The organism is Seonamhaeicola marinus (assembly GCF_008085455.1).
Genome location: NZ_VSDQ01000692.1, coordinates 1 through 235 on the forward strand (window position 1 = coordinate 1; position 235 = coordinate 235).

At 34.9% G+C, this 235-nt stretch carries 1 protein-coding gene; it reads left to right on the forward strand.

Annotated elements, in window-relative coordinates; translation table 11 throughout:
- A partial coding sequence (locus FUA24_RS17175) for a GTPase (RefSeq protein ID WP_187388316.1) occupies window positions 1-235 on the forward strand: 235 nt, incomplete at both ends.

Sequence of the window (235 nt, forward strand, 5' to 3'; positions counted from 1 at the left end):
AATTAGAGCTTGATTTTGCTGAAGAAGATGTTGAGTTTGCCGATAGAACCCAATTTAAAGATTTAACTGCCCGTATTTTATCGGTTTTAAAGCGATTAATAGATTCTTTTGCTGTAGGGAATGTTATTAAAAATGGAATACCTGTAGCTATTGTTGGCGAACCAAATGTTGGCAAATCTACCTTGTTAAATGCACTTTTAAATGAAGAACGCGCTATAGTAAGTGACATTGCAGG